Source organism: Oleomonas cavernae (assembly GCF_003590945.1).
Taxonomy (GTDB): domain Bacteria; phylum Pseudomonadota; class Alphaproteobacteria; order Zavarziniales; family Zavarziniaceae; genus Zavarzinia; species Zavarzinia cavernae.
On record NZ_QYUK01000011.1, the window covers coordinates 3,108,321 to 3,125,581 of the forward strand.

The 17,261-nt window shown below is 67.6% G+C and carries 16 protein-coding genes; 4 read left to right on the forward strand and 12 right to left on the reverse strand.

Annotation, left to right across the window (positions count from 1 at the left end):
- Positions 1–32 precede the first annotated feature (32 nt).
- The 3 genes from D3874_RS18895 (at position 33) to D3874_RS18905 (ending at position 4,017) form a co-directional block, all read left to right on the forward strand.
- Positions 33–2,666 (forward strand): bifunctional acetate--CoA ligase family protein/GNAT family N-acetyltransferase, encoded by a 2,634-nt coding sequence (locus tag D3874_RS18895; protein WP_119779647.1) that lies wholly within the window; start codon positions 33–35, stop codon positions 2,664–2,666.
- 72 nt (positions 2,667–2,738) lie between these two features.
- The gene (locus tag D3874_RS18900; RefSeq protein WP_119779649.1) at positions 2,739–3,179 is read left to right on the forward strand and encodes a DUF3592 domain-containing protein; all 441 of its coding nucleotides are present in this window, start codon (positions 2,739–2,741) and stop codon (positions 3,177–3,179) included.
- Position 3,180: 1 nt separating this feature from the next.
- On the forward strand, positions 3,181–4,017 hold the full coding sequence (locus D3874_RS18905) for a DUF3592 domain-containing protein (protein ID WP_158596107.1): 837 nt from the start codon (positions 3,181–3,183) through the stop codon (positions 4,015–4,017).
- 170 nt (positions 4,018–4,187) lie between these two features.
- On the opposite strand, the gene D3874_RS18910 is transcribed toward D3874_RS18905, so the two are convergent.
- Together D3874_RS18910 and D3874_RS18915 are read right to left on the reverse strand one after the other, a co-directional pair.
- Entirely contained in the window at positions 4,188–7,262 is a 3,075-nt protein-coding gene (locus D3874_RS18910) for an efflux RND transporter permease subunit (RefSeq protein ID WP_119779653.1), read from the reverse strand.
- A 12-nt stretch (positions 7,263–7,274) separates the two neighbouring features.
- Positions 7,275–8,372 carry an efflux RND transporter periplasmic adaptor subunit gene (locus D3874_RS18915; RefSeq protein ID WP_119779655.1) on the reverse strand — a complete coding sequence of 366 codons (1,098 nt, stop codon included), beginning with the start codon at positions 8,370–8,372 and terminating at the stop codon, positions 7,275–7,277.
- 68 nt (positions 8,373–8,440) lie between these two features.
- Here D3874_RS18915 and D3874_RS18920 point away from each other — a divergent pair, with 68 nt between their 5' ends.
- Positions 8,441–9,121 carry a TetR/AcrR family transcriptional regulator gene (locus D3874_RS18920; RefSeq protein WP_119779657.1) on the forward strand — a complete coding sequence of 227 codons (681 nt, stop codon included), beginning with the start codon at positions 8,441–8,443 and terminating at the stop codon, positions 9,119–9,121.
- Here D3874_RS18920 and D3874_RS29460 read toward each other — a convergent pair.
- The 10 genes from D3874_RS29460 to D3874_RS18965 form a co-directional block, all read right to left on the reverse strand.
- On the reverse strand, positions 9,118–9,591 hold the full coding sequence (locus D3874_RS29460; protein WP_199699146.1) for an HAD-IA family hydrolase: 474 nt from the start codon (positions 9,589–9,591) through the stop codon (positions 9,118–9,120). The two genes, D3874_RS18920 and D3874_RS29460, sit on opposite strands and share 4 nt — an antisense overlap.
- Positions 9,573–9,941: a hypothetical protein gene (locus tag D3874_RS29465; RefSeq protein WP_199699147.1), complete on the reverse strand. Its 369-nt coding sequence runs from the start codon at positions 9,939–9,941 to the stop codon at positions 9,573–9,575. Before D3874_RS29465 ends, D3874_RS29460 begins: the two co-directional genes overlap by 19 nt.
- Positions 9,942–10,127: 186 nt before the next feature.
- On the reverse strand, positions 10,128–11,330 hold the full coding sequence (locus D3874_RS18930) for an acetyl-CoA C-acyltransferase (protein WP_119779658.1): 1,203 nt from the start codon (positions 11,328–11,330) through the stop codon (positions 10,128–10,130).
- A gap of 137 nt (positions 11,331–11,467) precedes the next feature.
- A complete protein-coding gene (locus D3874_RS18935) occupies positions 11,468–11,932 on the reverse strand; it encodes a MaoC family dehydratase (RefSeq protein WP_119779660.1) in 465 nt (154 codons plus the stop codon).
- Complete coding sequence (locus D3874_RS18940) at positions 11,932–12,810, reverse strand: SDR family NAD(P)-dependent oxidoreductase (RefSeq protein WP_119779662.1); 879 nt, start codon at positions 12,808–12,810, stop codon at positions 11,932–11,934. Before D3874_RS18940 ends, D3874_RS18935 begins: the two co-directional genes overlap by 1 nt.
- Positions 12,803–13,633: an acetoacetate decarboxylase family protein gene (locus D3874_RS18945; protein ID WP_119779665.1), complete on the reverse strand. Its 831-nt coding sequence runs from the start codon at positions 13,631–13,633 to the stop codon at positions 12,803–12,805. The genes D3874_RS18940 and D3874_RS18945 overlap by 8 nt, the downstream gene beginning before the upstream one ends.
- 95 nt (positions 13,634–13,728) lie before the next feature.
- On the reverse strand, positions 13,729–14,721 hold the full coding sequence (locus D3874_RS18950; RefSeq protein ID WP_119779668.1) for an aromatic ring-hydroxylating oxygenase subunit alpha: 993 nt from the start codon (positions 14,719–14,721) through the stop codon (positions 13,729–13,731).
- Positions 14,722–14,731: 10 nt separating this feature from the next.
- The gene (locus tag D3874_RS18955; protein WP_119779670.1) at positions 14,732–15,922 is read right to left on the reverse strand and encodes an amidohydrolase family protein; all 1,191 of its coding nucleotides are present in this window, start codon (positions 15,920–15,922) and stop codon (positions 14,732–14,734) included.
- Between the two features lie 127 nt (positions 15,923–16,049).
- Entirely contained in the window at positions 16,050–16,814 is a 765-nt protein-coding gene (locus D3874_RS18960) for an SDR family oxidoreductase (RefSeq protein WP_119779673.1), read from the reverse strand.
- Positions 16,811–17,230 (reverse strand): nuclear transport factor 2 family protein, encoded by a 420-nt coding sequence (locus D3874_RS18965; RefSeq protein WP_119779676.1) that lies wholly within the window; start codon positions 17,228–17,230, stop codon positions 16,811–16,813. Before D3874_RS18965 ends, D3874_RS18960 begins: the two co-directional genes overlap by 4 nt.
- Positions 17,231–17,261 lie beyond the last annotated feature (31 nt).

Sequence of the window (17,261 nt, forward strand, 5' to 3'; positions counted from 1 at the left end):
ACGAGCGGCGCCAAACATGGAATCATGGGGGCATGACCGTGCGCCATCTCGAACAGTTGTTCAATCCGCGGGTTGTCGCCCTGTTGGGACCAGCCGAACCCTGCAACAGCGTCGCTGCCGCCATCGCCAATGGCATCACCCGCGCCCCGTTCAAGGGCCGCCTGCTGGTCGCCGAGGACACCATCGAGGCGATCGAGAGCCTGGCCGAAGGGCCTGACCTGGCCGTTCTCAACGGCGATCTCGACCGCGCGCCCGGCCTGATCGAGGCCCTGGGCAAGCGTGGCTGCCGGGCGGTGCTGGCGGTCGGCGTCCCGCCCGAGGATCCCGGGGTGATCCAGGCCATGCTGGATGCCGCGCGGCCCTTCCGCCTGCGCATCGTCGGCCCCGGCGCCTTCAACCTGGCGGTGCCCTCCATCGGCCTGCAGGCGGTGGTCTCGCCGGTGATGCCGCCGCCCGGGCGCCTGGCCTTCGTCACCCATTCCAACGGCATCCTCGACACGCTGATCGACTGGGCCGCCGGCCACGGCATCGGTGTTTCGCGGGCGGTCTCATTGGGCGCCAAATGCGATGTCGACCTGGCCGACGTGCTGGACTGGCTGGCGCTCGACCCGGTAACCGGCGCGATCATCCTCTACATCGAGGACGTCACCCGGCCGCGCAAGTTCATGTCGGCGCTGCGCGCCGCCGCCCGTGTCAAGCCCGTGGTGGTGCTGAAATCGGGGCGCCACAACCCGCCGCCGGCGGTGACCGGCACCGTGGTCCATCGGATGGCCCCCAGCGACGCCATCTATGATGCCGTGTTCGCCCGGGCCGGCTGCGTGCGGGTCGAGGCGATCGAGGAATTGTTCGACGCCGCCGCCACCTTGGGCTTCCCGGGGGCCACCATGGGCGATCGCATCGCGGTGCTGGCCAATGGCTACGGCGCCGGCCTGATGGCGGCCGATCACCTGCTGGATCGCGGCGCCCGCCTGGCCGAGTTGTCGAGCGAGACCCTGGCCGCGCTGGCGGCGGTCCCCGGCCTGAAGTCCGACCTCAACCCGATCGACCTGGGGCCGGACACGCCGCCCGAACGCTATGCCCAGGCGGTGCCGATCCTGGCGGCCGACCGCGGCATCGACGGCCTGCTGGTCATTCACACCCCCTCTGCCGTCAGCGCGGCCCTGCCGGCGGTGGCCGAGATCGTGGGCGGCTTCGGCACCCGGCGGCACCCGCGCCTGATCACCTGCTTCATGGGCGAGACCGAGGCGCGGGCCGCCCGGGCGGCCCTGCGCGGTGCCGGCGTTCCCACCTTTTCAACCCCGCGGCAGGCCGTCCGGGCGGTCATGCACATGGTCGAGTATCGCCGCAACCAGGAACTGCTGGCCGAAACGCCGGCCTCGATTCCGGCGGACTTCTCGGTCGATTCGGCCGCGGTCGCCGCCGAAATCGAAAGCCATCGCGCCGCCGGGCGGGAATGGGTGCATGGCCCCGCCGCCCTGCGCCTGATCGCCGCCTACGGCTTTCACACCAACACGCCCCGCTTCGCCGCCACCCCGCGCGAGGCGGAAGAACAGGCCCGCGCCATCGCCGGCCCCGTCGCCCTGAAGATCGCCACCCTCGACCCCATCGACCGCAAATCGGTCGGCGGCATCTCCCTGGGGCTGGACGAGCCCGAGGATGTGCGCCGTGCCGCCGAGCTGATGCTGCGGCGTGTGGCCCAGCGGGCGCCCCAGGCCCGGGTCGAAGGCTTCACGGTCGAGCCGATGGTGGCGAGGCCCGACGGCCACGAGTTGATCGTCGGCCTGGTCGAGGATGCCGAGTTCGGCCCGGCGGTGGTGTTCGGCCACGGCGGTTCGGCGGCCGAGGTGATCGGCGACCGCTCGATCGCGCTGCCACCGCTGAACCTGGCCCTGGCCCGCCACGCCATCGGCCGGACCCGCGTTTCGGCCCTGCTGGCCAAGGGGCCGAGCCGGCCCGCCGTCGACCAGCGCGCGGTCGAGCTGGCCTTGATGCGGGTGGCCCAACTGGCCATCGACCATCCCGAGGTCGTCGAGCTGGAAATCAACCCGATGATCGCCGATCCCGCCGGCCTCATCGTCCTGGATGCCCGCCTGCGCCTGGCCGAGCCGCGCCTGCCCGGCAGCCGCCGCCTGGCCATCCGGCCCTATCCCAAGGCCTTGGAGGGCGAAGTCGTCGACGAGGCGGGCGACCGCTACATCATCCGCCCGATCCGGCCCGAGGACGAACGCTCGCTGATCGCCGGCTTCGGCGCGGTCAGCCCGGAACACACGCGCCTGCGCTTCTTCGCCCCGATGAAGGAGTTGAGCCATGCCTTCGCGGCCAAGCTGACGCAGATCGACTACGACCGCGAAATGGCCTTCGTGCTGGTCGGCGACGGCCCGCCGGGCGAGGCGGAATGGTTCGGCACCGGCCGCCTGGTCGCCGATGCCGACGGCGAGCGGGCGGAATATGCGATCCTGGTCCGCTCCGACCGGATCGGCCGCGGCCTTGGGCGCTTCCTGATGGAGCGGCTGATCACCTATGGCCGGGAGCGTGGCCTGACCGAGATCTACGGCGAGGTGCTGCGCGAGAACCGCACCATGCTGACCCTGGCCGCCGAACTGGGCTTCGAGGCCGAGGCGATCCCGGGCGAACCCGACATCGTCCACGTTACCCTGCATCTTTGATTTTGCTTGTTCGGGCGACCGCACCCGTCGCAGCATCGCGCTGGCGTTCGCTGCTGTTGGGGGGACAGGTGCGTGTCGACCTTCCGCTTGGCCTTCTGGATCGTGTTCGGCATGGCCGTCGCCTTTGTGGCGGTGGTCGCGGTGGCCGTCTGGCTGCAGCTTGGCAAAGGCGGCAGCGAACAGGCCATCGCGACCGTGGTCAGGCTCGAAACCAGCCGCCTGCGCAGCGGCAACGGCAGCTACCGGACCACCTATTGCCCGGTGATCGCCTTTACCACCCGGCGGGGCGAGCAGGTGGAAATCGCCAGCCAGACCTGCACCACCCCCAGCGCCTATGAGGTGGGCGAGACGCTGAGCGTCGACTACGACCCCGCCGATCCGCACAACGCGGCCTTCGGCGGCTTTTTCACCCGGTGGTTGATCACCCTGGTATTCGGTATCTTCGCCGCTATTTTTATCGGTCTTTCGGTGCTGTTCCATGTCCTGGCGCAGCGTGGACGCAGGGTGCCTTGAGATGATGCGGCTATTTGGTCTGATCCTGATTGTTGCCGGCGGCATCTTCATCTGGCTGGGCGTCGAGGAAGGCCTCGCCACCTGGCAGCGCATGGACAAGGTCGAGGAGGTGATCGGGCAATTGGCCCGTTACGATCCCGCCCCGGCCGGCACCGAAGGCTTCATCCCAGTGGTCAAGCTGTCGGTGCCCGACGGCGGCACGGTCGAGGTGAAGCTGCCCCCGGTCGACCGGCCTGCCGCTGCCATGGGCGTGCCGGTGCGCCTGGTCTACCCGCCCGGCCGGCCCGACCTGGCGCAATCGGGCGATCTCGTCGCGATCTGGTCGCCCTCCGCCTTGCCCGCCGGTGGCGGCTTCCTGGTTTTCCTCCTGGGCTTTGCCTGGCTGACCGCGCCGCGCCGGCGGCCCGAGGACCTGCCCCGCCTGCCTTGGTTCGTGCGCGCCGGCCTGCTTGCCGCCGGTCTCGCCGTTACCGTGCTGGCCTGGTTGGAATATCAGGCCGTGGTCGATACCCTGGGCCGCTTCCCCCACAGCCGGGGCGAGGTGGTCGGGTTGGAAGGAACCGCCCCAGTGGTGCGCTTCACCACCGCCGACGGGGTCAGCATCGATTACGTCGACCACACGGTCGAGCCCGGCGCCTTCCAGCCCGGCGAACGGGTCACCGTCGGCTACAGCAAGTCCGACCCCGCCGGCGCCCGGATCGAGCGCTTCTGGGACGTCTGGTCGACGCCCGCAACCCTGGGCGCCCTGGCCGCCATCGTCCTGCTGGCCGCCCTCTACGCCGCCAGCATCCGCCGCGGCAAACCCAGGGACGTGCCAAAGCCGACCGCCCTGCCGTAACATCCTGCGTCCGGTTAGCCCTCTCCGCCCTTCAGGGGGAGAGGGTTGGGTGAGGTGGGTCGACGGCATAAGGCGTGATCTGTCCCGATCCACCACCTCACCCTCCCCGTCGCTGACGCGACGGGTCCCCTCCCTCTCCCCCGCCACGCGGCGGAGAGGGCATGATGGGATCACTCCGCCGCGTGGGGCAGGCCGGCCGGGGCCTCGGCCTCGAACTTCTTGGGGGCCAGCAACAGGTACATGGCGGGGGTGACCAGGCGCGACAGGAAGGTCGAGGTCACCAGGCCGCCGATGATCACCGCGGCGAGCGGCGAGTAGAGGCCCGAGCCTTCGAGCGCCAGCGGCAGCAGGCCGCCGACCGCGGTCAGCGAGGTCAGGAACACGGGCAGGAAGCGGATCTCGCCCGCCTGCTCGATGGCCTCCTTCAGGCCGACGCCCTGGCGGCGCAACTGGGTGGTGAAGTCGACCAGCAGGATCGAGTTCTTGATCTCGATGCCGATCAGGGCGATGAAGCCGATGATCGCCGTGAAGCTGAGCGTGTAACCGGTCAGGTAGAGGGCGACGAAGCCGCCGATCATGCCCAGCGGAATGACGCCGGCCACCACCGCGGTCGAGGCGAAGCTGCGGAACTCCAGGATCAGCACGGCGAAGATGCCGAAAATGGCGACCATGACCGCGGTCGACAGGCCGGCGAAGCTCTTGGCCCGCGCCTCCGCCTCGCCGCCCACGGTCAGGCGATAGCCCGGCGGCAATTGCAGCTCGGCCATCGCCTTCATGACCTCGGTGGTCACCCGCTCGGTATTATAGCCGGTCATGGTGAAGGCGGTGATGGTGACGGAACGTTCGCGGTCATAGCGGTCGATCCGCGCGGGACCGGCCTCGAAACGCGGATCGGTCACGGCCGACAGGGGTGTGGCGCCGCTGGCGGTCGGGACATAGACCGTCCCTAGGGCATCCAGGTCGTGGCGCTCCTCGACCGGCGCGCGCACGATCACCGGGAAATCGTCGCCATCGGCCTCGCGGTAGCTCGCCACCTCCTCGCCCTCCAGGGCCAGGCGCACGGCCCGGTCGACGGCGCCGGCGGGCACACCCAGCACCGCCGCCTTGTTCTGGTCGATGCCCAGGTCGAGGTCGGTCCGGTCGAGGCGCAGCGGGTTCACCACGTCGCGGGTGCCCGGCACGCTTTCGATCACGCGCGTCATGTCGGCGGCCAGCGTCTTGAGGGTGTCGATCTGCGGCCCCTTTACGCGCAGCGCGATGGGCGCCTCGATCGGCGGGCCGTTCTGAAAGATACGCACCACGACCTGGACGCCGGGATAGCGGTCGAGGCGGCGGCGCAAATCGTCGATCACCGCCGGGCTGGTGCGGCCGTCCCAATGGTCGAGTTCGACGAACACCGCGCCATGGGTCGGGTCTTCCTCGCGCGGGATCACGTTGTAGTAGATGCGCGGGTTGCCGTGGCCGGCATTGGACATGTTCCAGCGCACGCCCGGGGTCGCCGCCACCTCGCGTTCGACAAAGCGCACGGCTGCCTGGGTCTCGGCCAGCGGCGCGCCGTCGGGCAGGTCGACATCGATCAGGAGCTGGCGCGAATCGGCGGGCGGAAACAGCGAGAAGCCGATGCGCGGCACCAGCATGACCGAGCCGGCGAACAGGGCGAGTGCGACGACGCAGGTCAGCAGCGGCCGCCCCAGGGCGACATGCAGCAGCGGCCGGTACAGCAGATGGATGCCGCGCATGATCGCCCGCAGCAGCCAGTTGCCGTCGTGGCTTTCGTGACGCGACAGGATACGGCTGGCCAGGAAGGGAATGATGGTCAGCGAGACGAGCAGCGAGGCCGCCACGGTAAACAGCACCGAGACCGGCAGCGAGCGGGTGAACTTGCCGGCGCCCTCGGGCAGGAACAGCAGGGGCAGGAAGGCCAGCATCAGGGTCGCCGTGCAGCCGACCACGGCCACTGCGATCTGGCTGGTGCCGGCGATCGCCGCCCGGCCGCGTTCCACGCCCTGGCGCAGGTGGCGGGCGATGTTCTCGGTCACCACGATCGAATCGTCGACCAGCAGGCCGAGCGCCAGCACGAAGCCGGCGATGGAGAGCTGGTTGAGCGAGAAGCCCGCCGTCTTCAGCAGGAAGACGCCGATGGCCAGGGACAGCGGGATCGAGATCATGACCACGAGCGAGGCGCGGACGCCCAGGGGCAGCAGGGTCAGCAGGACCAGCCCCAAGGCGATGGCGAAGTCGCGGAACAGGCTCGAAAGCCGGTGATCGACGCTGACCGACTGGTCGAAGCCGCGCTCCAGCGTGATGTTCGAGGGCAGCTGCTTCTCGAAATCGTCGAGCACGGCATAGATGCCGTCGCGCATGGCGAAGATGTTCTGGTCGTCTTTCTGGTTCGCCGTGATGAACACCGCCGGCAGGCCGTTGTAGCGCGTGACATGGGTCGGCTCGTCGGCGGCCCAGGAGACGGTGGCGACGTCGCCGACCTTCAGGGCCATGCCGTCATGGGCGGTGATGACCGTGTTGGCGACATCCTCCAGGGTCTTGAAGTCGCCGGTCGCCTTGACGTTGAAGCGGCGCGCGCCGGCGTGGATGGCGCCGATCGGCATGCTGGCGCCTTCGGCCTTCAGGGCGTCGGCGACGGCCGAGGCGGGCAGCCCCAGGGTGGCCAGGCGCGCCAGGTCCAGGGCCACCCGCACCTCGGTCCGCGGCTCGCCCCAGATTTCGGTTTCGCGCACGCCCGGCACCCGGTCGATCAGGTCCTTGAGATCGTCGGCACGCTCTTCCAACTCGCGCGGGGAGGCGGTTTCGGAGACCAGCGCGATCTGCACGAAATTGGTCAGCGAGGTCTGGATCTTCTTGATGTCCAGGCGGACCAGGCCGTCGGGCAGGGTGGGGCGGATGGCGTTGACCTCGCGCACCACCTGGTCGAATTTCCGCTCGGTGTCCGAATCCCAGTCGAAATGCACGGTGATCCCGGCGACGCCGTCGCGCGATTTCGATTCGATGTGGTCGAGGTCGTCCAGGCCGTCGACCGCATCCTCGATCGGGTCGGTGACCAGCTTTTCCATGTCCAGCGGATCGGCGCCCGGCAGGACCGCGACGATCGAGACGATCGGGGTGGGGAAATTGGGATCTTCCGCCCGCGGAATCGACAACAGGGCCGAAATGCCCATGGCCGCCAGCATCGCGAACATCACCAGGGTGAACTGCCACTGGCGGACCGAGAACGCGCCGATACCCCCCATGATCCGCCCGCCCTACTTCGTGGCCGACGCGGGCGCTTCGTCGCGCAGGGCAATGAGGTCGGTTACCCGCACCTTGTCGCCTTCGCGCAGATAGCCGGCCCCGACGGAGACCACCTGCTCGCCCACGCTCAGGCCCTCGCGGACCTGCACCATGCCGCCCGACAGGCTGCCGAAGACGACCCGGCGGCGGGTAACGGTCGAGGTCGCAGGATCGATCACGAACACCGTGCCCTCGGGGCCGAAGCCTTCGAGGATGGCCGAGGTCGGAATGGCGACGATACTGGTGTTGATGGCGCTGGCCGGGTGGATCAGGGCATCGGCGATCAGGCCCGAGGGCAGCGCGCGGCCGCTGTCGTCGATCGCCAGCTCGATGAAGAAGGTGCCGGTGCGCATGTCGCCCTTGGGCGCGATGCGCGAGACATGGGCGGCCAGCGGCCGCTCGATGCCGGGAACCTTCACCGTGGCCGGATCGCCCAGGGAAATCTTGACCGCGTCGCGGTCGGCCAGGCCCACCCGCACGACATGGCCCGATGCCGTGTCGCCCAGGGTCAGGATCGCCGCGCCGGCCGGCACGATCTGGCCGCTTTCGACCTCGCGCGACAGCACGATGCCGTCGGCAGGCGCCCTGATCTCGGCCAGGCTGCGGTTGAATTCGATGGCGTCGCGGGCGGCAAGGGCCAGTTTCAGGGCGGTCCTGGCATCGTCGAGCCGTGCCTGGGTGGCAAAGCCGTTGCCGACCAGCGGGGCCAGGCGATCGATATCGCGCTGCGCCTTCTCGACACTGGCGACCGTTTCGCGCCATTGGGCATTGATCTCGGCGGCATCGAGGATGGCGAGCTTCTGCCCGGCCAGGACCGTGTCGCCCATGTCGACGTTGAAGCCCTGGATGATGCCGGTGATCTTGAACGACAGGACCACTTCGCGCTTGTAGGCCACCATGCCGGTGCCGCGCACCGCCGTGGCGTCCGGCGCCAGTTCGACAGTCGCGGCCGCAACCGGCTGATCCGGCTGGGTTTTCCCAGCCGTCGTCTGGGCGGTACTGTCGCCGCAGGCGGCAAGGCCCAGCAGCCCCGCAAAAGCGAGCCCGATCGGCAAGAGCCTCTGGCGCATGTCCAACTCCGGTTAACAGCGATAAGTTTACGCTGTTAAGTTACTCCGATCCGCGCTAGGGTCAAGCCATGGTTCGCCGCACCCCTCTCATGCCCAATTCGCAGGTCAAGCGCCGCCTCGCCGCCGAGGATCGCCGGGCCCAGATCCTGGCGGTCGCCCAGGAACTGTTCGTGACACAAGGCGTCGAGGCCACCTCGATCCGGCGTATCGCCACCATGGCCGGGGTGACCTCGCCGGTGATCTATCACCATTTCGAGGACAAGGAGGCCCTGCTGCTGGCGGTCTGCCAGGAGTTCTTCAAGGGCCTGATCGCGATCGGCGATGCAGCCCCCGCCCCCGACGACGAGCGCGAAGGCCCCTTCACCCGCCTGCGCGGCATCATGCGCGCCTATGTGATGTTCGGGCTGGAGAATCCGGACATCTACAAGCTGGTGTTCATGAGCCATATCGCGTCGCTGAAGCGCGACAAGTTCCCCAAGGGCCACCGCCGCCGCCCGGGTGCCCCGCCCCCGGGGGAAGACGAGGGTTTCGGCATGCGCGCCTTCGCCGTGCTGGAAGGCGAGATCGAGCGCCTGATGGCCCTGGGCCGGCTGAAGGGCGACGATCCCTATGCGCTGGCCGAGGTCGTCTGGGCCACCGGCCACGGCATGGTCTCGCTGATGATCACCCATGCCGACTTCGAGTGGACGCCCCTCGACAAGTTCCTGGACCTGTCGGTCGAGGCCATGCTGCACGGCATTGCCCGCTAGGGATTGGGCCGCCCGCCGCGCGACAGGCGCAGGTCGATATCCTCCAGCACGGGCATCAGGTCGGCCACGGAATCGATGACATAGTCGACATCCAGGGCATTGTGCTTGGCTTCCGCCCTGGCCCGCAGCCGCGCCTGTTCGGCCGGGTCCAGCGCCGTCCACTCGTCCAGGGACAGCCCGACCATGTTGCCCGAGATGCTGAGGCCCACGGTCCAGGTGCCGCTGGCCTTGCCTTCCAGGATGCCCGGCTCGGTATCGTCGATCTTCACCACCGTGTGGGGCGGTGCCACCCCGAGATCGGCAAAGGTGCGGTACATCATCAGCGGTCCCGGCCGGCCATCGGCGAGGTCGCCGGCGCACACCAGGTTGTCGGGTGTGTAACCTTGCGCAGCAGCGATCGGCACCAGCCGCTCCATGATCGAGCGGACATAGCCGGTGGTGGAGCCGACCTTCAGGCCCGCGTGCGGCACGATCGATAAGTCTCGACGGCACCGGGAATGAGGTCGGCATAGTCGGTCACCACCGCCTCGTTCAGCGGCACGAAAACCGCGTAGACTTGGTCGATATCGGCCTCGCCCGGCAGGTGCCCATGGGCCGCCTGCCAGCGCGCGGCAATGTCCGCGTCGGCCATCAGGGTGGCGATATGGGCCCGCTTGGGCAGGCCCATGGGCTTGCGCGCCTGCGCGATCGAGATATCGACGCCCAGCCGCTTGTAGGCTTCGACGAAAGCCCCCATGGGCGCCCGCGAGCCGAAATCGACCATCGTCCCGGCCCAATCGAAAACCACGGCCTTGAGCTGGCGGAACGGGGTGACGGGCATCGGCGGCTCCTGAAAGGTACAGGAACCTAGCCTAGCGGCGTTTCATATCCGTGGCAGCAGATCTCCCCGCCTCGTCATCCCGGACGAAGCGAAGCGCAGATCCGGGATCTCCCGACCAGTGTTTCCGGCGCCTGCTCCGGCACGAGATCCCGACTCAAGGCCGGGATGACGAGTTTGTAAACGGGCTCAATAAACCTCGAACAAACCGGCAGCCCCCATGCCGCCGCCCACGCACATGGTGACGACGACATATCTCACCCCGCGGCGCTTGCCCTCGATCAGGGCGTGGCCCACCAGGCGGGCGCCCGACATGCCGTAGGGGTGGCCGACGGCGATGGCGCCGCCGTCCACGTTCAGGCGCTCGTCGGGAATCCCCAGCCGGTCGCGGCAATAGAGCACCTGGACCGCGAAGGCCTCGTTCAATTCCCACAGCCCGATGTCGTCGACCTTCAGGCCGTGGCGCTCCAGCAGCTTGGGCACCGCGAAAACCGGGCCGATACCCATCTCGTCGGGGTTGCAGCCGGCCACCGTCATGCCGCGGTAGGCGCCCAGCGGTGTCAGGCCCAGCTTCTGCGCCAGCTTGCCCTCGACCAGGACGCTGGCCGAGGCGCCGTCCGACAACTGGCTGGCATTGCCGGCGGTGATGAAGTCGCCGGTGGCGACAACACTGCCGTCTTTGAACACTGGCTTCAACGCGGTGAGGCCTTCCAGCGTGGTATCGGCGCGCGGGCCTTCATCGAACTTCAAGGTCACCTCGCGGTACGAGGTTTCCTTGGTGTCCTTGTCGACCACCGCCATGCGGGTGGTCAGCGGTGCCAGTTCGGCATCGAAGCGGCCGGCCGCATGGGCGGCGGCGACGCGGCTCTGGCTTTGCAGGGAATAGGCGTCCTGCGCCGCCCGGCCGATGCCGTAACGCCGGGCGACCACTTCCGCCGTCTCGATCATCGGCATGTACATGTGGGGCGAGCGGGCGACCACCGACTCCGAGCGGGCGCGGAAGGCATTCTTGTGCTGGTTCTGCACCAGGCTGATCGACTCGACCCCGCCGCCGACGGTCACCTCCATGCCGTCGTCGACGATCTGCTTGGCCGCTGTCGCAATCGCCATCAGGCCCGAGGCGCACATGCGGTCGACCGACATGCCGGCGACGCTATCGGGCAGGCCGGCGGCGGCAGCGCTCAGGCGGCCGATATTGTAACCCTGCGTGCCCTGCTGGCCGGCGCAGCCGATGATGCAGTCCTCGACCCGGGCGCCCTCGATGCCGGCGCGCCTGACCGCCTCGGCCACCACATGACCCGAGAGCGCCGGCGCCTCGGTATCGTTGAATGCCCCACGGAAAGCCTTGCCGATCGGGGTGCGGGCGGTCGAGACGATGACGGCCTCACGCATGGTTTCTCTCCCTCAATTTCTTCTTCCCCGCCTCGTCATCCCGGCCTTGAGCCGGGATCTTGTGACGCTCAAGCACCTTGAACACTGGTCCAAAGATCCCGGCTCAAGGCCGGGATGACGACTGACAGGGAATGGTTTTATGGATAATAACGGCTGACCGCTTCGGCGATGCAGGCGGGCTTGTCGCTGCCCTCGATCTCGATCGTCACCTTCATCGTGGCCTGGATGCCGCCGTCCGGGGTCTCCTGCGCCTTGAGCAACTCGCCCTTGGCCCGGATGCGCGAGCCCACCTTGACCGGCGAGAGGAAGCGCACCTTGTCGGTGCCGACATTGACCCCCATGCGCATGGGGCCGACATCGACGATCTGCGGCTGGAAGAACGCCACCATGCTGAGCGTCAGGTAGCCGTGGGCGATGGTGGCGCCAAAGGGGCCGGCCTTGGCCTTCTCGACGTCGACATGGATCCACTGGAAGTCGCCCGTGGCTTGCGCGAACTTGTTCACCCGGTCCTGGTCGATCAGGACCCAGTCAGAGGTGCCAAGGGCGGCACCCTCGCGACCGATCAGGTCGCGAGGGCTGGAAAAACGAACCGTGTCGGCCATCAAATCCCCATGTTCGGAATGGGCAGGTCACCACGCTCGATGATGTTCTCTACCCGTCTGCGAAGAATCGCATTATGCGCATCGCTGGGCGGGAACATCCAGAAGCGGTCGGCCTGCACGCTTTCCAGGGCGAAGGACGCCACATCCTCGGGCTCGGTCAGGGCCATCTTCAGGCCTGTCGCCTCGACCAGTTCGCGCATGGTGTTGTAGGGCGCCGGCTTGCTCTCGCCATTGCCCGACGCGAACTCCTGTGGCCGCACCCGGGCCGAGGTGTGGATGCGGGTGTTGACCACATTGGGCCCCGGAAACAGGACGGCGGCGCGCAGCCTGGTCTTGTCCATCAGGAACTGGAATTGCAGCGTCTCGGTCAGGGCCGTCACCGCCGCCTTGGTCGCGGCATAGATCGGCGTCGCCGGCAGGGCGAACAGGCCGCCGTTGGCCGAGGAGGTGTTGATCACCATGCCCTCGTCGCCGGCTTCCAGCATGCGCGGCACGAAGGCGCGGATGCCGTGGACGATGCCCATCAGGTTGACGGCAAAGCCCCAGTCCCAGTCCTTCACCGGCAGGGTCCAGATCCGCCGCTGGGCCTCGCCCAGGCCGACGCCCGCATTGTTGAAAAGCAGGTGGACATTGCCATAGGCCGCGAAGACCTTGTCGGCCAGGGCATCGACCGACTCCGCCTTGGTGACGTCGGCCTTGACGCCGATCGCCGGCACCCCCGCCGCGGTCAGTTCCGCGACGGTGGCGTCGAGCGCCGCCTGGTCGATGTCGGCGATGGCGATCTTCATGCCCTGCTGGCCCAGCAGGCGCACCAGGGCCAGGCCGACGCCGGAGGCGCCGCCGGTGACGACGGCGACTTTCCCCTTCAGATCACGCATTGGCCACCTTCTTCTCGGACTCGAGCGGCACCTCGATGCCGACCGTGCCGGGCTCGTCGAAGCGCTGATGCCAGAACGGCTCGACCCACTGCGCCGGCACTTCGCGCAGGATCTTGCCGCTCGTGATCGAGCCGCCCTCGCAATAGGCCATCTCGACGATGCGCTTCACCGGCACGTCGATGATCGGGTCATAGGGGCTCTCGTGCAGGGTGATGGTACCCGTCACCTTGTTCATGTTGGTGTACTTGCGCTCCCAGTCGAGCTGGGTCAGGAACACCGGGCCGTCGAAGCCGCCCTTGCGGGTGATCGCGGGCATGCCCTTGTAGCAGAAGAAATGCTCGGTGAAGTCGGCCGGGCCCTTGGCCTCGCCGATGGTGCCTTCCATCTCGATGAACTTGATGCCGTTGCGGGTAACCGCCACCTTGATCTTGTCGCCGCTCTTGTCGAAGTCGACCTTGCCGATCTTCTTGGGCTCGCCGAAATATTCGCGGCCGGTGATGACGACGAACTCGCCTTCCATCGGCATGGACAGGACGTACCAGCCCTTGGTGCCCTCGTGTTCCGAGGCGACGCCCACGGTGGTGGCGCCGATCTCGATCTTGTGCGTGTCGGAGACATGCATGATCACATGGGCGAACTGCATGAAGATCTGCGGCTCGGCGCCGGGCACCAGCGGCTGGGGCAGCAGGGCCGCGACGATCTCGGGATCGGTCTCATAGACCGCGCGGAAGGTCCGCACGCTGGTCCGCATCGAGGCCGACGCCACCCCGCCGGTGCCGCCGGCCGGCTTCACCACATCCTTGACGTAACGCACACGTGCCATGATCGTTTCCCCTTTTGATTCTGCGGGCAAAGCCCAGGTAATCCGGGGAGGCGACGCTCCCCGGCCGTGGTTGTTCGGTGGCCTTCAGACGCTTGCTACTCCGCCGCCTCGCGCTGCTGGGCGGGGAGGTAGAACTGTTCGAAATATTCGCGGAACGGCATGATCGGGCCGTCGCCGTCGCACAGGATCGGGTTCTTGCGGTGGATCTTGTGGTTCCAGATCGGAATGTCGCCCTCGACGCCGGTCTGGCCGATGACCAGCGCGATCGCCATGCGGGCGATGTTGTATTCCATGCTCTCCTTGTCGAACTTGCGATGCGTGAAGGCAAAGCGCAGCTCGATCTTTTCCTTGGTGATCGGCGTCACCAGGACCATCAGCAGCGTGTCGGTGATGCCGGTGATGCGGGTGTATTTCTGGCCCGCCCCGCTCTGCACCGTGACCACCTTGGTCGGGAAGGTCTTCATCTCGCCGTCGGGCATGGGCAGCGTGCGCTGGCCCTCGGCGATCGAATGGCGGATGTGCCGGTCATAGGTGGTGTGGCCCTCGGGCACGTCGTCCATGCCGTGGACATAGCGGAAGTGGGCGATGTCGACGCCGTTCTCCGCGATCTCCTGCGGATTGGAATGGACCACCCAATAGTAGCGGTCCAGCTCCTCCCAATCGTCGGCGCCGATCTCCTCGTGCTCGATCACGTCGAAGAACGGCTCGACCTTTTCCGGGTGGTACCAGGCCCAGATCACATTGTTCTTCTCGGTGATCGGATAGGCCTTCATGCACGGCCGCCGGGTGGTGATCGGCGGCAGCTTCTTGGCATAGGGCACATCCTTGACCCAGCCCTGGGTGTCATAGGCCCAGGCGTGGAAGGGGCAGCGCAGGGTCTCGCCATCCACCGTGCCGCCATGACCCAGGTGGGCCCCCAGATGGGCGCAATAGGCTTCCATCAGGCCGGCCTTGCCGGTCTTGGTGCGGAACAGGACCAGTTCCTCGTCGAAATAATGGACGGTCTTCACCTCGCCCGGGGCCAGTTCATCGGCGTAACTGATGAAGAACCAGCCGTAGGGAATATCCATCGGAAAACGTTCGGCCATGATCCGCCCCTTATTCCGCGGCCTGGCGCGTGGCCAGCCACTGTTTCTCAGGCCCGATCTTGGCCGCTATCTTATTCAGGGCGGGCAGGTCCAGGTCGTAGACGTCGGCCGCCGACTTCCAGAAGATCTGCTCCAGGTCCGCTTCCGGCAGGCCGCCCAGGCTCACCATCATCTTGTCCTTGGTGCGGGGCCAGCAGCCCTCGGGGTGCGGATAGTCCGACCCCCAGATGACACGGCTGAGGCCCAGCTCGTAACAGGCGGTCATGGTATCGCGGTCGGCCAGGGCCGAGGCGACGACCCACATGTTGCGATTGAAGTAACCAGACGGCGGCATGGTCAGCTTGGCGCGGAAATCGCCCAGCTTGCCCGACGTGTGTTTCACGCTGGCCCGGATGTCCATCATCTTGACCATCCAGGGGAACCAGAATTCGCTGCCCTCGGTATAGACGACCTTGAGCCTGGGGAAGCGCTCGAACACTTCGCCGAAGATCATCTGCCACATGGAGCGGGTCATCCAGAAGGGGAACTCCATCAGGAACGAGCCGATCGCGCCGGGCAGCGGCGCCAGCGGCGGCGAGGCGCCCGAATGGAAATGGATGCCCATGTTCAGGTCTTCGCAGACCGCCCACACGGGGTCGTACTTGGGGTGATTGTAGGGGTCGTAGCCGTCGGTCATGCAGGGGAACAGCACGCCCCTCAAGCCGTTCTTATGCGCCCATTTGATCTCGGCCACCGCCATCTCCATGTCGAAGACGACCGGGATGATGGCAAGGCCGATGCGGCGCAGCGGCGACATGGCGACGAAATCGACCATCCAGCGGTTATGCGCCCGCGCGCCTGCCCACAGCAGTTCGGGGTTGGCGCCCTGGCAGCGCAGGCCGACGTCGGCGCCGAAAGGCGGCGCGTTGCGCTCGGTGATACCATCGGGGAACAGGATTTCGGCCGCGACACCATCGCCGTCCAATACCTTGTCGCGGATCGCACTGTCCCAGACGCCGTAGATGTCGTCGCCGCAGGCGGCGCGCCACTTGTCGTTGAATTCCTTGACCAGCAGCTTTTCTTCCATCGCCGCGCGCATAGCGATTTCCTTGGGCAGCCGCTCGTCGAATTCGGCGTGGTACTTGGCGTCGAGATAGTCCCGATACTTCTCCGGCGGCAGGCCGGCATGGCCATCGCCCGAAATCACCAGATAACGGTCCATCTCGTCCTCCTGTTTATTCGGCGTTGCCACACTTCGGCGGCTTGCTCATGCCCTACAACTTACCCCCCGCACCCATCAGCCAGAAGCCACACCCCACGAATTCTCCGTTCACGCTCACGAACAATGATCACCCGTCGGCAAGGCTCAGGAATGGGGGTTTTTCGCCGCCGCCGTGGACTTCCAGGGCCGCCCCCGTGACATGGCCGGCCAGGGCGGAGGCGAGAAACAGGCAGGCATCGGCGATATCGCCGGGCGCCGCCATGCGGCCCTGGGGCAGGGCCGCCTCGATCCGGGCCAGGCCTTCCGCGCCGCCGTAGTGGTCCAGCGCCGCCTCTGTCTTGATCATGCCGGCAATGATGGCGTTGACCCTGACCGACGGCGCCCATTCCTGAGCCAGCGACCGGGTGAGCGAGACCAGCCCCGCCTTGGCCGCGCCATAGACCGCGGTGCCGGGCGACGGCCGGACGGCCGAGACGCTGGCGATATTGACGATGCTGCCGCCCGGCCCGCGCATCGCCAGGCACGCCGCCTGGGAGAGATAAAGCGGCGCCAGCAGGTTCAGGCGCAGGATCTGCTCGGCAAACCGGGGCGAAGCGGTTGCGGCATCGGACGCGGGCGAGCCGCCGGCATTGTTGATCAGCACGTCCAGCCGGCCGAAAGCCTCGACGGCGGCCTCGATCACCCGCCTGGCCTGGTCTGGATCGCGCACATCGGCCGCGACGAACACGGCTTCGCGCCCGCCTGCCGCGGGCAAGGACGCGGGGGCATTGCGCCCGCAGATCAACACCCGGGCGCCAGCCTCCAGGAACCGGGTGGCGATGACGCGCCCGGTTCCCTTGGTGCCGCCGGTCACCACCACGGCCTTGCCGGTGAAATCGAGCAAGACGCTCATGTCAGGCAGCTTTCATCCCAGAAGGCGCGCAGCCTGGTGATCTTGCCGGCCGCATCGAAGGCCAGGGTCTCGAAGCCCTCGATCGCGGCCTCGCCCATGCCCGGCATCACCATGGTCACGGTGAAATGCACCATCGCCTCGTCGCCGCAGACGATGACCCGGTGCAGCGCGCTCGAGAATTGCGCCGGCCCCTCGTCGGACGGTGTCCAGAAGGCGGCCAGCGCGTCCTTGCCGACATGGGTGGGCAGACCGACCGGGTCGTCGGCTTGCGCACCCTCGGCGAACAGGGCCAGGCGCGCGGTCATGTCCTTGGTGGCGAAGGACCCCAGATAGGCCTTCACCACCGCCTCGACATGTGCGCGGCTCACCGTCGCCGGGATCCCCTGCAACATGCCGACCAAGGCCTGTTTCAGCATGACACCCTCCCCTCCATCGTCATGGCCGGGC

Bases quoted from the DNA above. Each gene is read 5' to 3' on its own strand.
- D3874_RS18930 (WP_119779658.1), bottom strand. From the start codon at position 11,330: ATGCGTGAGGCCGTCATCGTCTCGACCGCCCGCACCCCGATCGGCAAG.
- D3874_RS18940 (WP_119779662.1), bottom strand. From the start codon at position 12,810: ATGCGTGATCTGAAGGGGAAAGTCGCCGTCGTCACCGGCGGCGCCTCC.
- D3874_RS18965 (WP_119779676.1), bottom strand. From the start codon at position 17,230: ATGCTGAAACAGGCCTTGGTCGGCATGTTGCAGGGGATCCCGGCGACG.
- D3874_RS18960 (WP_119779673.1), bottom strand. From the start codon at position 16,814: ATGAGCGTCTTGCTCGATTTCACCGGCAAGGCCGTGGTGGTGACCGGC.
- D3874_RS18920 (WP_119779657.1), top strand. From the start codon at position 8,441: ATGGTTCGCCGCACCCCTCTCATGCCCAATTCGCAGGTCAAGCGCCGC.
- D3874_RS18905 (WP_158596107.1), top strand. From the start codon at position 3,181: ATGATGCGGCTATTTGGTCTGATCCTGATTGTTGCCGGCGGCATCTTC.
- D3874_RS18915 (WP_119779655.1), bottom strand. From the start codon at position 8,372: ATGCGCCAGAGGCTCTTGCCGATCGGGCTCGCTTTTGCGGGGCTGCTG.
- D3874_RS18935 (WP_119779660.1), bottom strand. From the start codon at position 11,932: ATGGCCGACACGGTTCGTTTTTCCAGCCCTCGCGACCTGATCGGTCGC.
- D3874_RS18955 (WP_119779670.1), bottom strand. From the start codon at position 15,922: ATGGACCGTTATCTGGTGATTTCGGGCGATGGCCATGCCGGCCTGCCG.
- D3874_RS18950 (WP_119779668.1), bottom strand. From the start codon at position 14,721: ATGGCCGAACGTTTTCCGATGGATATTCCCTACGGCTGGTTCTTCATC.
- D3874_RS18945 (WP_119779665.1), bottom strand. From the start codon at position 13,633: ATGGCACGTGTGCGTTACGTCAAGGATGTGGTGAAGCCGGCCGGCGGC.
- D3874_RS29465 (WP_199699147.1), bottom strand. From the start codon at position 9,941: ATGCCCGTCACCCCGTTCCGCCAGCTCAAGGCCGTGGTTTTCGATTGG.
- D3874_RS18910 (WP_119779653.1), bottom strand. From the start codon at position 7,262: ATGGGGGGTATCGGCGCGTTCTCGGTCCGCCAGTGGCAGTTCACCCTG.
- D3874_RS18895 (WP_119779647.1), top strand. From the start codon at position 33: ATGACCGTGCGCCATCTCGAACAGTTGTTCAATCCGCGGGTTGTCGCC.